This is a genomic window from Pseudomonas sp. W22_MBD1_FP4, from assembly GCF_052113765.1.
Classification (GTDB): domain Bacteria; phylum Pseudomonadota; class Gammaproteobacteria; order Pseudomonadales; family Pseudomonadaceae; genus Aquipseudomonas; species Aquipseudomonas sivasensis.
The window spans coordinates 119,382-131,462 of record NZ_JBGQOI010000010.1; the positions used below are offsets into that span (position 1 = coordinate 119,382).

A 12,081-nucleotide genomic window follows, 5' to 3' on the forward strand; every position below is an offset into this window, starting at 1 on the left:
TTTAACGACAAGGACACCACCTGGAAATTCAAAGCGAAACGCTTGCCGAGGAAGAACTGGCGGCGATCACAGGCTACATGATCCCGTCCGGCCAGATTACGTGGCTGAACCAAAACGGATGGAAGTACGTGCTGACCCGAGCGCGCCGCCCGGTTGTCGGCCGGGTCTACGCCCGCATGAAGCTGGCAGGCGTGAAACCATCAGCAGAAAACGTAGCGTTAGAAGCCTGGTCATTGGATCTGTCAAAGGTAGGATAAATCGATGCGAGCGAAAAAGGCGGCAAACAGGGATCTGCCGCCGCGAATGATTCGACGTGTGCGCACGCTGAAAGGTGGAAAAGAGTGGGTCGGGTACTACTACGACGGAAGGAATGAGGAAGGGAAGCGCGTTGAGATACCGCTCGGGGGGGATTTGGATATCGCCAAAGCTGAATGGGCAAAGCTCGACTGCAAGCCCGTGCCAAAGAAGAATGCTCTCCTGGGCCAGGTGTTCGACCGCTACGAGAGAGAGATAATCCCCGGCAAAGCGCCGAAGACACAGAGCGATAACCTGCTGAGCCTGAAGCAGCTGCGCAAAGCCTTCTGCGATGCGCCCTTCGACGCGGTGACGCCGCAGATCATCGCCCAGTACCGAGACGGCCGGACCGCCAAGGTGCGAGCCAACCGCGAGATCTCCCTGCTCTCGCACATCTACAACATCGCACGGGAGTGGGGGTTAACCGAGAACAACCCTGCCGCCGGCGTGCGCAAGAACAAAGAGGCACCGCGAGACTTTTACGCTACAGAGGAAATCTGGAGCGCTGTGTATGGCATTGCCGCCTCAGAACTGCGTGACGCGATGGACCTCGCTTACCTAACCGGGCAGCGCCCTGCCGATGTACTGTCGATGCGTCAGGCGGATGCAGTCAATGAGTTCCTACAGGTGGCTCAGGGTAAGACGGCCAAGAAGCTGCGCATTCGGCTGACCGCCGCCGGCGCGCTCAATGACCTGGGCACTCTGGTGGCGAGGCTGATCGAGCAGAGACGCTTGCGCGGGGTCAGAACCCCTTACCTTATAGTCACCGAGGATGGTAGGCAGGTTACAAAGCACATGCTCCGTCTCCGCTTCGACGATGCTCGCGACAAGGCGATCAGCATCGCCAGAGAAAACGGGGATGGAGTTTTGGCAGCCAGCATTCGAAAGTTCCAGTTCCGCGACATCCGCCCCAAGGCTGCAAGCGAGATCCTCGACCTAGGAGATGCAAGCCGGCTCCTGGGACACACCGACAAGCGGATAACCGAGACCGTTTATCGACGCGTCGGGGAGATCGTGAAGCCGACTCGCTGACCGCAATTTGCAACGAGTTGCGGAAACCGCCTGAAATGATGCGGAAACGATCGGCCTGTATGCTGATAGCTTTGCCGAAGCCCAGAAACACAAAAGCCCCGCATTGCGGGGCTTTCGTTTGAATCTTGGCGGGAAACCAGGGATTCGAACCCTGGGAACGCTATTAACGTTCGCCGGTTTTCAAGACCGGTGCATTCAACCACTCTGCCAATTTCCCTTTTGCGTCACAGGATTATAGTAGGTCATCCTGTCTCAGCGGGCGCCATAATACCCGAATGAAACACACTGTCAAACTCTCGCCATCGCTTGTTACAGAGCGTCTGTTATGATCTTTGCGACTGAACGTTTCAAAACCGAAGGAGTGTCGCCATGCGCGAACAGAATTACGCAGTGAATGGTAACGCGCAGGCTGAGCAGCTTGAAGTCAGCCGCGTGTTGCGCAACACCTATGGCCTGCTCGCCCTTACCCTCGCATTCAGCGGCGTGATGGCGTTCGTAGCGCAGCAGATGCGCGTCGGCTATCCGAATATCTTTGTCGTGCTGATTGGCTTCTATGGTCTGTTTTTCCTGACCAACAAGCTGCGTGACTCGGCCTGGGGCCTGGTGTCGGCGTTTGCCTTGACCGGTTTCATGGGCTTCATCCTCGGCCCGATCCTCAACCGTTACCTCGGCATGGCTGGCGGAGCGGAAGTGGTCAGCTCGGCGTTTGCTATGACGGCCCTGGTATTTGGCGGTCTGTCGGCCTACGTGCTGATCACCCGCAAGGACATGAGCTTCCTGGGCGGCTTTATCACCGCAGGCTTCTTCGTGTTGCTGGCGGCAGTGGTTGCAGGCATGTTCTTCCAGATCAGTGGCCTGCAACTGGCGATCAGCGCGGGGTTTGTGCTGTTCTCCTCGGTGTGCATCCTGTTCCAGACCAGCGCCATCATCCACGGCGGTGAGCGCAACTACATCATGGCCACTGTTAGCCTGTATGTGTCGATCTACAACCTGTTTATCAGCCTGTTGCAGATCTTCGGCATCATGAGCCGCGATGACTGATTGTTAGCCGAATAAAAAATGCCCCGTATCGAAAGATACGGGGCATTTTTATTTTTTACTTATCAGCAGCAAGGCATCAGTACTGGTTGGGTTCCATTTCCAGTTCGACCTTGAAACGCTCAACGATATCCTTTTGGATACGCTGGGCCAGGTGCGCAATATCATGCCCTGTGGCGTTGCCATAGTTGACAAGCACCAGCGCCTGCAGCTTGTGCACGCCCGCGTCACCCTCACGAAAGCCCTTCCAGCCGGCCTTGTCGATCAGCCAACCGGCGGCAAGCTTCATGTGCCTATCCCCCTGGGGGTAGGCCACCAGGTCCGGATACTGCGCTCGAAGTTCTTCAGCCAATGCCCTGGTCACCAGCGGATTCTTGAAGAAGCTGCCGGCATTGCCCAGTACTGCCGGATCTGGCAATTTTTCGCTGCGAATGCTGCAAATCGCGCGACTGACATCGCTTGGCGTCGCGTCAGTGATGCCCTGCCCTGCCAGGCGCTGTTGTACCGGACCATAGTCGAGTTTGAGGTGGCTGACGCGGCTCAGGGCAAAGCGTACCCGCAGGATCAACCAGCGTCCGGTTTCGTGCTTGAACAGGCTGTCACGGTAGGCAAAGTTGCATTCTTGCAGGCTGAAGTCCCGTAGCTCACCGGTATGACGATCCAGTGCGGTCAGGCCGGCAAATACATCCTTGATCTCCACACCGTAGGCGCCAATGTTCTGCATGGGGGCAGCCCCAACGGTCCCAGGGATAAGACTGAGATTCTCCAGACCGCAAAAGCCCTCCGCCAATGTCCAAAGTACAAATGGGTGCCACGCCTCGCCCGCCTCGGCTTCAACCACCACATGCACGCCGTCATCGTGCAGCACGCGAATGCCCTGGGTGGCCATACGTAGCACCAACGCAGGTATGTCCTGGGTCAGCAGCAGATTGCTGCCACCGCCGATCACCAATAAGGGCAACGCTTGCGCCGAAGCGTAAGCCAATGCCTCTCGCACATCGGCGTCGCTGCGGGCCTCGGCATAAAGCCGGGCGCGAACGTCGATGCCAAAACTGTTGAATGGCTTGAGCGAAACCTGCGCATGCACTTGCAAGGTCATAATCGCCCCTTCAATTCGATCACCAATAAATCACAGGCCCGCTCGATCAGGTCCAGCACTCGCTCGAAGCCTTGCTCGCCCTCGTAATACGGGTCTGGCACGTCGTCCACTTCCGAGTGGTAGCGGCGCAGAAACAAATCCAGTTCGGCCTTACCCTGCCCTGACTGTAGCGCCTTGAGGTTGCGCAGGTTGCTGCTATCCATCGCCAGGATCAGGTCATAACGCGCAAAGTCAGCACGGGAGACCTGCTGGGCACGCTGGCCCGACAAATCGTAACCGCGGACCAACGCTGCACGCTGGCTGCGCTGGTCCGGCGGGTTACCGACATGCCAGTCGCCGGTGCCAGCAGAAGCAACCTCGACCTGCCCGGCCAGCCCGGCTTCGCTCAATTTATGGCGCAAGACGCCTTCAGCGGTGGGCGAGCGACAGATATTGCCCAAGCAGACAAACAGAACCTCCATCAGGCCCCCAGCAGGCGACGGACGCGCTCAAGGTCTTCCGGGGTATCGACACCGGCAGGCGGCGCTTCCAACGCATCGCCTACGTGAATACGCACGCCGTGCCACAGGGCCCGCAGTTGTTCCAGGGATTCGGTATTTTCCAACCAGCACGGTCCCCAACTGACGAAGTCATGCAGGAAACCGGCGCGGTAGGCATAGATGCCGATATGCCGGCGGTACGGTACGCCCTCCGGCAACACGTCTCGGTTCTTGGCAAAGGCGTCACGCGCCCAGGGCAAGGTGGAACGGCTGAAGGTCAACGCCAGGCCATTCACATCACTGACCACCTTCACCACGTTCGGGTTGAACAGGGTTTCAATATCGTGAATCGGCTCGGCAAGAGTGGCCATGCGCGCGTCACCATGGGCAGCCAGGTTGGCGGCCACCTGGTCGATCACGCTCGGCGGAATCAACGGTTCGTCGCCTTGTACATTGACCACAATGGCGTCAGGCGCCAGACCAAGCTGCGTGGCCACTTCGGCCAGGCGGTCGGTGCCGGAGTTATGGTCTTCGCGGGTTAATACCGCTTCGGCGCCAAAGCCTTTGCACGCGTCAATAATGCGTGGATCGTCAGTCGCTACAACCACCCGATCAGCGCTGCTTTTGCAAGCCTGTTCCCACACCAGCTGGATCATCGGCTTGCTGCCGATCAATTGCAGCGGCTTGCCTGGCAGGCGGGTCGATGCGTAACGCGAGGGAATGACAACGGTAAAGGCGGTGGTCATTTATCCAGGCGCTCATCGGTGGTCAGGGTGCGGGCTTCGCTTTCCAGCATCACCGGGATGCCATCACGTATCGGATATGCCAGGCCCGCGCCTTTACTGATCAGCTCGGTTTTGTCGGCGCTGAGCTTGAGCGGGCCTTTGCAGATCGGGCAAGCAAGGATATCGAGCAGTTTGGTGTCCATGAATGTTTCCTGGAAAGAAGTGTTTTAAGGCAAGGGACGGGCGGGCAACAAGCGCGTCAGCTGAGTGTCGAACCACGCGACGAACGCCGGTGACGGCACTGCATCCACCGCAAGGTACCACCAGTCGGGCTGGGCAAAGGCGCGGCACTTCACCGCGTCCTTCTCGGTCATTACCAGCGGCAATGACGGAGTAAAATTCAAGACTTCGGCACTGTAGGGCGCATGGTCGGCAAACGCATGGGGTATCGGTTGCCAGTGTAGCGTTTCAAGGGTGTTGAAGAAACGTTGCGGGTTGCCGATACCGGCGACCGCGTGCACCCGTTGACCTGCTTGAAAGTACTCCACCGACTGGCGTTCGCCGGTATACAGATTGACGAGTGCCGTAGGCTGCAGGCGGAAGGCAAAGCCATCGTCGCGATCTGATACTGCGCCGTTATAGAGCAGCGCATCTACACTCTGCAGGCGCTCGACCGGCTCGCGCAACGGCCCGGCCGGGAGGCAACGACGATTACCAAGGCCACGGGCGGCGTCAATCAACACCAGTTCCAGGTCACGGGCCAGGCGATAGTGTTGCAGACCATCATCAGAAAGAATCAGATCCAGCGGCTCGCTGGCCAACAGTGCCTTGACCGCACGGCTGCGATCGGGATCGATCATCATGGGCACGCCGCAACGCTGCACGATCAACAAAGGTTCGTCACCCGCCACTTCGGCGCTTTGGCTGGCCTCGACGCGCCATGGCAGTTGCGCAGGCTTGGCGCCGTACCCTCGACTGACCACACCTACACGCAAGCCATTGCGCCGACAGTGTTCGATCAACCACAGGATCAACGGCGTCTTGCCGGTGCCGCCTACGGTGATGTTACCGACCACAACCACTGGCACGGGCGATTGATAAATGTCGCCCTCGCCCGCCACGAACCGCGCGCGTTTGCGCTGCACTACGCGGCGATACAAAGACTCCAGCGGCCGCAATAACGCGAGCGCCGGATGCCCCTCGTACCAGGCCTTGAGCAAACGATCGGACATGGACATCAAGGTTGGCTCGCCGCCTCGACAGTGCTCATGCGCAGATGGCTGAAACCGAGCTTGCCGGCGGCGTCCATCGCGGTGATAACGGCCTGATGCTGGGTCTTGCCATCGGCACTGATGGACAACGGCATCTTGGTGTCTCCTCCGGATTCTTTCTCCAGGGCGACCATCAGGCTGGCGAGATCGTTTTTCTCCAGTAACTGGTTATTCACCGAGAACGCGCCGTCGGCGCTGATGGCGATGTCCAGTTGCTTGATTTCCTGGTCTTCCGCCGGCGAACCACTCACCGCTTCCGGCAAGTCGACACGCAGTTCGGTCTGCCGGGTGAAGGTGGTGGTGACGACAAAAAACAGCAGCAGGATAAATACCACGTCGATCAGCGACGCGAGGTTGATATCGACATTTTCCCGTTGCTTGCGGCGAAATTTCACGCTTTGCCCCCAACCAGGTCCACATCACGGTCGCCTTGCACCACTTCCACCAACTTGATGGCCTCCTGCTCCATGCCGACCACCAGCTCATCGATGCGCCGCTGCAGGAAACGATGGAAGAACACCGCAGGAATACCGACCATCAAGCCTGCTGCCGTGGTAATCAGGGCCTTGGAAATCCCCCCGGCGAGCACCGCCGCGTTGGTGGTCATGCCCGACCCCATGAATGAGCTGAAAATATCGATCATGCCCAATACCGTTCCCAGCAGACCGAGCAACGGTGCCATGGCAGCGATGGTGCCGAGAGCATTAATGTAGCGCTCCAGTTCATGAATAACCCGGGCGGCGGCCTCTTCAATGCACTCTTTCATGATCTCGCGGCCATGCTTGGAGTTAGCCAAGCCCGCGGCGAGGATTTCGCCCAAAGGCGAATCAGCGCGCAATGCCTTGAGTTTTTCCTTGTCCAGTTGCTTGTTCTTGATCCAGCCCCAGACCTGCCCCAATAGATGCTCGGGCGTGACTCGACTGGCGCGCAGGGTCCACAAGCGTTCGGCAACGATGCCGAGTGCGGCGATGGAGCTCAAGATAATCGGCAACATCATCCAGCCGCCGGATTTGACCAATTCCCACACAGTGAATGTCCCCTCGAAAAAGTGCGCCACTTTACCATACAGGTTCGGCAACGGGGTTCGTCAGCCATGGCTTCGCCTGTCGTAGGCTCCAGCCTTATAGTAACGTCGAATTACGGTAACGCTTCGCGCCAAAAACGGCGTTGACTACGCGCAACAATGGGTGGCAGGAAAGCCCCCAATTGCAAGCGCACCGCTCCATGCTCAGCACTGTCATATAACTGGCTGCCCAGCGTCTGGTAGCGCTCAACCACCTGTGGATGAGGATGGCCGAACGCATTGCCACGCCCACGGGAGATCAGCACTGACGTGGGTGCCAGCCGCCGTAGAAAAGGCCAGGATGACGAACTCCGGCTGCCATGGTGAGGGGCTTGCAGCCAATCGGTCCGCACGGCCAGTGGTGAGTCGAGAAATGCCCGTTCGGCGGCGCGATCAATATCCCCGGTGAGCAATAGCCGCTCACCATTGGCTTGGACCTGCAGAACGCAAGACTTTGGATTGCCATTAATAGCCTCAGACCACTGCCACAACTCGAATGACACACCGTCCCATTCCCACTGCTCGCCACTGATACATGGCTGGGCTCCGAGAAACGCTGGCAACCCTTCGGTTTCACCGCCCACGACCCGCTTGATCGGCACCCCTCGGGCAACAGCCGCTGCCCCACCGGCATGATCGGCATCAGCGTGACTGAGCAACATCATGTCCAGTGACTCGACGCCGAGTTTTTTCAGCGACGGCAATACCACACGAGCCCCCAGATCAACTGTGCCAGACCGAAGGCCGGCGTCGTAAAGCAACGTGTGATGCCGGGTACGCAGAATCAAGGACTGCCCCTGCCCCACATCCAACTGCACCACCTCCACCCGCCCATGGGGCACCGGCTCACGCGGTGGAAAGACTGCCAACAGCAACATCGGCCAGCCCAACAGCCGAAACGGCACGCCTTTGGGCAGCAACAACAGCACTGCGCCCATCAGACTGATCAGCCAGTAACCCAAGGGCACATCGGCAGGTATCCACGCGGGCACTTGCCCTGCGAGCCATGCCAGACCCAGGAACAACGCATCCAGCGCCCCACCCGCCAGCCACAGCAAGCCCTCCCCCAAATATGGCAGCGGCAGCATGGCGGTCCCCAGCAACGCCAGCGGCAACACCACAAGACTGATCCAAGGCACGGCCACCAGATTGGCCAGCGGCGCACTGACGCTGATGGGCAACCCGAGCACCAACAACACAGGAAGCAGGCCAATGGCAATCAACCATTGAGGACGAGTCCAGGCCTGCCAGACACCCCACGGCCCCAGGCGCCCGCCGAAAGCCAGGATCAATACGGCAACAGCCGTAAAAGAAAGCCAAAACCCCGGTTGCAGGCTGGCCAATGGTTCAAGGATCAGTACACCATTGAGCGCCAGCAACAACGGCCACCAGCCCCCCAGATGACGGAAGCGCAAACGCCACAGCAGCACCAGGCCCACCATGACGCAGGCCCGCTGGACCGGCACACCGAACCCCGCCAACAGGCCATAACCCAGCGCGGACGCAAACGCCAAGCCACACGCCCACGGCAGCCATGGCCACATTCGAGGCCAGAAACCGTAGCGCGCCAGTAGCGCGACCAACCCGTAGACCAGCCCCGCCAGCAGGCCGATATGCTGGCCGGAAATAACCAGCAGGTGCACCGTGCCGGTGTCCTGCAACACCTGCCAATCCTCGGCTGCCAGCCCGGAACCGTCCCCCAGCACCAAAGCTGCCAGGCCCGCCTCGCGACCTTGAGCGTCGACGGCAATCAACCGTTGGCGCACCGTGTCGCGCAAGGCATGGCGGGCCGGCGACAGGCGCTCACCATCTTTTACCGAGCCGGTGGCGCCAATGCGTTGTGCCAGCAACCATGCCTCTTGATCAAAACCGTGAAAATTGAGCAGCCCGGACGGCCGCTTAAGCGTGACTGCCAGGCGCCATCGCTCCCCGCTGCGTACCTCGGGCCCACCGTGCCAGGACACACGGATGCGCTTGGGCAACCGGGCGTTACGCGACCGACTGTCGGCCAGATCGAAACGCACCCCGGTGCCGGTCTGTTGTGGCAACCCAATGACGCGCCCCTCCAACCATCGCGTCTGGCCATCGAGCGCCGGTGGCAGGCGATCATCCAGCGCCCATTGCGCACTGATGCACGCCCAGCTCAAGCCCAGCAGGAAAAACGCCAAGGGAGACGTACGAAATGGCAGCAGCATCAAAACCAGCACCAGCATGGCTATCAGCCATCCAGTGGTCGGTAACTCAGGTAGGAAACGCAGGGCAAGCAAGCCCAGCGCCAGCGCGAACATCCCTGTCTTCATGAATCATCCTTTTCAAGTGATCCACTCAGTCTTAGCTGGGTGCTCGGTAAGTCCTATGATGTTTTGTCACAAAGTCTGAATTTTCTGTTTATAGAATGCGGGCATACTTGCCCCTCGAACTGACCTGGACCCCTTATGCCACGGCGCTTATTCAAACGGTACATGCCCGACCCCACCAGTATCAGGGAACACAAGTCATTACAGTTTCTTGGCACGCTGCTGCATGACCCGAACCTCTGGCATCTGAATCGGCACTCGGTGGCGCGCGCCATGGCGGTGGGTCTGTTCGCAGCATTTATCCCCATTCCGTTGCAGATGCTATTGGCTGCGGTGCTGGCAATTACCGTGCGCGGCAATATGCCCATCGCCGTCAGCCTGGTTTGGCTGACAAACCCGATCACGATGCCAGTGGTATTTGTTTGTACTTACATGACCGGCGCATGGTTGATGAACGTGCCCCCGCGCAGCCTGCCCGATGACTTGACCTGGGAATGGATCAGCGGCCAGTTGAGTACGCTGTGGCAACCCTTCTTGCTCGGCTCAGTGGTGTTGGGGCTGGTGCTGGGCGCATTGGCCTATTGCCTGACGATGGGCTATTGGCGCTGGTGGGTCGCGCGCCAATGGAAGAAGCGCAAGCTGCGCCGGGGCTGAGCCCTAGCGCGCCGGTAACCGCAGGTGTACACGCAAGCCCTGACCGGTGTTTTGCGCCCACAGGCTGCCGTCCTGACGCTGAACGGCATTGCGCGCGATGCTCAGGCCCAGGCCGAAACCACCATCACCGGGCCGTGAGCCGTCCAAGCGCGTAAACGGCGCAAAAATCCGCTCCAGATCACGCTCATCAATCCCCCCGCCCTGATCCTCCAACCACAGGTGCCAATACTCCCCATCGCGTCGCCCATCCAGACACACAACCCCGTTTTCCGGAGAGTGGCGTATGGCGTTGCGCAAAATATTTTCCAAGGCCTGGGCCAGGGCGTTTAGATTACCGCGCACCCAACAGTCAGCGCCCAACAGGCACGGCAGTCGCGATGCGGACCAATCGCTTTCAAAGCAGGCATTCTCCCGCAGCATGTCCCACAACGCCTGTACCTGAAGATCCTCCTTGGGCAGTGGCGCCCGCTCGGTGTCCAGCCAGGCCAGCTGCAAGCTGTCTTCCACCAGGCGCTGCATAGCGTCAATCTCTCGGCCCAACCGCTCACGCAACTGAGCAAGATCCTGCTCGCTGTCGCAGGCCACGCGTAAGCGGCTCAACGGAGTGCGCAGTTCATGGGACATGTCCCGCAGCAGTTGTTGTTGCAATACAACAGTGCCCTGCAAACGCTCAGACATGTGGTCAAACGCACGGCCCAACTCGCCCAATTCGTCCTGTCGACTGGTGGCGTCAAGGGGCATCCGCGTGTTCAATTGATCGGCACGCCAGGCATTGGCCTGCTCGCGCAGTTGATTGAGAGGCATGATCAGCAGCCGGTACAGGCCGACGCACAGCAACAAGGTAAACAGGCCTGGAATCACACCATTGGTCACCACGCGCCAGACCACTTGATAACGCCCTGGCATAAAACGCTGTGGCAATTCAATGACCAGCGAACCGGCCCCCGGATCTACCGCAAACGGGATCTTGAGCCACGGCAAGCCCTTGACGTGGCGGCTGACCGGCCAATCCAGGCCCCGCAAGAACGTCAGGCGCTGGCTTTCCGTAGCGGTCAGTGGATAGCTGCTCAACGACTGCAAGTCGTTGCCTATTACGCCGATCCACGTGCTTTCCTGTTTGCCCATCGCCTGCAGCCACGCATCAACACCGGCATGGCCGCCACGGTTCCAGGCCTGCTCGGCGCTCACCGCATAACCACTCAGCGTGACCCTCGCCTCGTCAGACAAATACGCGTTCTTTTGCTCCATGTACCGGCCCCAGGACCAACTGAGCCAGATCATCAGCAAACAGAAGGCAATCAACAGGCAGGCGAGCTTCCAAAATAATGAATGTTTGCCCGGCAGCCGTTTCAGCGCCCTTTCAAAGCCCATCGTCGTGACCACTGAGCACATAGCCCTTGCCCCACACCGTGCGCACTTCGCGCTCGCTGTAGCCGATCGCCTTGAGCTTGCGACGGATCTGGCTGATGTGCATGTCGAGGCTGCGGTCATGGGGCGCATAACCGCGCTGCAACACATGTTGGTAAAGGAATGCTTTGCTGAGGACTTCTTCAGTGTTGCGGTGCAGGGTTTCCAACAGGCGGTATTCGCTGCGAGTCAGGCCTGCCCAGTGTTCCTGATGAAACACATCGCACAGCTGATCGTCGAAACGCAGTGTGCGAGCATCCCCGCGCACCGGCGCAAGCGTCGGCAGCGGGCGTCGATCCAGGGCCACCCGGCGCAGGATGGCTTCGATACGCACGCGCAACTCGACCATGCTGAACGGCTTAGGCAAGTAGTCATCGGCGCCCAGGCGAAAACCGCTGACGCGATCGGCCTCGGCACCCAATGCCGACATCAGGATCACCGGGATCGAATGACTCTGGCGTAGATGAGTCAAGATCGACAAACCATCCAGCCCCGGCAGCAGGATATCCATCAACACCAGGTCGAACGCCTGTTCGCGCGCCATCGCCAGCCCTTGCTGGCCGTTCTGGCACCAGGTGACCTGGAAGCCACAGCGCCCCAGATGCTCGTGGACATAGGCGCCCAGCACGGGATCATCTTCGATGGTCAGAATATTGGGTAGGCCAACTGCTGCGGGATTCATTAGCGTCTGCAAGTCATTCTCAATCGCTGATTATTCAAGA

The 12,081-nt window shown here is 59.5% G+C and carries 14 protein-coding genes and 1 tRNA gene; 4 read left to right on the plus strand and 11 right to left on the minus strand.

What is annotated here, in order from left to right:
- The first annotated feature begins 20 nt into the window (after positions 1 to 20).
- Positions 21 to 257 (plus strand): DUF4224 domain-containing protein, encoded by a 237-nt coding sequence (locus tag ACEN2T_RS14980; RefSeq protein ID WP_442116949.1) that lies wholly within the window; start codon positions 21 to 23, stop codon positions 255 to 257.
- 4 nt (positions 258 to 261) lie between these two features.
- On the plus strand, positions 262 to 1,326 hold the full coding sequence (locus ACEN2T_RS14985; protein ID WP_442116932.1) for a tyrosine-type recombinase/integrase: 1,065 nt from the start codon (positions 262 to 264) through the stop codon (positions 1,324 to 1,326).
- 126 nt (positions 1,327 to 1,452) lie between these two features.
- Here ACEN2T_RS14985 and ACEN2T_RS14990 read toward each other — a convergent pair.
- Positions 1,453 to 1,543 (minus strand) — tRNA-Ser (locus ACEN2T_RS14990).
- A gap of 152 nt (positions 1,544 to 1,695) precedes the next feature.
- Between ACEN2T_RS14990 and ACEN2T_RS14995 the strand changes: the two genes are divergently transcribed.
- Positions 1,696 to 2,367, plus strand: coding sequence for a Bax inhibitor-1/YccA family protein (locus ACEN2T_RS14995; protein ID WP_003174664.1), 672 nt, complete (start codon positions 1,696 to 1,698; stop codon positions 2,365 to 2,367).
- A gap of 76 nt (positions 2,368 to 2,443) precedes the next feature.
- Here ACEN2T_RS14995 and murB read toward each other — a convergent pair whose 3' ends face one another.
- From murB to ACEN2T_RS15035, 8 genes are all read right to left on the minus strand, one after another.
- Positions 2,444 to 3,463 (minus strand): UDP-N-acetylmuramate dehydrogenase, encoded by a 1,020-nt coding sequence (gene murB, locus ACEN2T_RS15000; protein WP_122680659.1) that lies wholly within the window; start codon positions 3,461 to 3,463, stop codon positions 2,444 to 2,446.
- Positions 3,460 to 3,924, minus strand: a complete 465-nt coding sequence (locus tag ACEN2T_RS15005; RefSeq protein ID WP_442116933.1) for a low molecular weight protein-tyrosine-phosphatase — start codon at positions 3,922 to 3,924, stop codon at positions 3,460 to 3,462. Before ACEN2T_RS15005 ends, murB begins: the two co-directional genes overlap by 4 nt.
- Positions 3,924 to 4,688 (minus strand): 3-deoxy-manno-octulosonate cytidylyltransferase, encoded by a 765-nt coding sequence (gene kdsB / locus ACEN2T_RS15010; RefSeq protein WP_099601045.1) that lies wholly within the window; start codon positions 4,686 to 4,688, stop codon positions 3,924 to 3,926. The genes ACEN2T_RS15005 and kdsB overlap by 1 nt, the downstream gene beginning before the upstream one ends.
- On the minus strand, positions 4,685 to 4,870 hold the full coding sequence (locus ACEN2T_RS15015) for a Trm112 family protein (protein ID WP_003174668.1): 186 nt from the start codon (positions 4,868 to 4,870) through the stop codon (positions 4,685 to 4,687). Before ACEN2T_RS15015 ends, kdsB begins: the two co-directional genes overlap by 4 nt.
- A 24-nt stretch (positions 4,871 to 4,894) precedes the next feature.
- The gene (gene lpxK, locus ACEN2T_RS15020) at positions 4,895 to 5,905 is read right to left on the minus strand and encodes a tetraacyldisaccharide 4'-kinase (protein ID WP_122680656.1); all 1,011 of its coding nucleotides are present in this window, start codon (positions 5,903 to 5,905) and stop codon (positions 4,895 to 4,897) included.
- Entirely contained in the window at positions 5,905 to 6,333 is a 429-nt protein-coding gene (locus ACEN2T_RS15025) for an ExbD/TolR family protein (protein ID WP_095184456.1), read from the minus strand. Before ACEN2T_RS15025 ends, lpxK begins: the two co-directional genes overlap by 1 nt.
- A complete protein-coding gene (locus ACEN2T_RS15030; protein WP_032890033.1) occupies positions 6,330 to 6,965 on the minus strand; it encodes a MotA/TolQ/ExbB proton channel family protein in 636 nt (211 codons plus the stop codon). The genes ACEN2T_RS15025 and ACEN2T_RS15030 overlap by 4 nt, the downstream gene beginning before the upstream one ends.
- 110 nt (positions 6,966 to 7,075) lie before the next feature.
- Positions 7,076 to 9,301: a DNA internalization-related competence protein ComEC/Rec2 gene (locus tag ACEN2T_RS15035; protein WP_241089458.1), complete on the minus strand. Its 2,226-nt coding sequence runs from the start codon at positions 9,299 to 9,301 to the stop codon at positions 7,076 to 7,078.
- Between the two features lie 135 nt (positions 9,302 to 9,436).
- Here ACEN2T_RS15035 and ACEN2T_RS15040 point away from each other — a divergent pair, with 135 nt between their 5' ends.
- Positions 9,437 to 9,952, plus strand: coding sequence for a DUF2062 domain-containing protein (locus ACEN2T_RS15040; RefSeq protein WP_032889645.1), 516 nt, complete (start codon positions 9,437 to 9,439; stop codon positions 9,950 to 9,952).
- A 3-nt stretch (positions 9,953 to 9,955) separates the two neighbouring features.
- Here ACEN2T_RS15040 and ACEN2T_RS15045 read toward each other — a convergent pair whose 3' ends face one another.
- Both ACEN2T_RS15045 and ACEN2T_RS15050 read right to left on the minus strand, forming a co-directional pair.
- Positions 9,956 to 11,323: a sensor histidine kinase gene (locus ACEN2T_RS15045; RefSeq protein ID WP_032889646.1), complete on the minus strand. Its 1,368-nt coding sequence runs from the start codon at positions 11,321 to 11,323 to the stop codon at positions 9,956 to 9,958.
- A complete protein-coding gene (locus tag ACEN2T_RS15050; protein WP_442116934.1) occupies positions 11,313 to 12,041 on the minus strand; it encodes a response regulator transcription factor in 729 nt (242 codons plus the stop codon). The genes ACEN2T_RS15045 and ACEN2T_RS15050 overlap by 11 nt, the downstream gene beginning before the upstream one ends.
- Positions 12,042 to 12,081 lie beyond the last annotated feature (40 nt).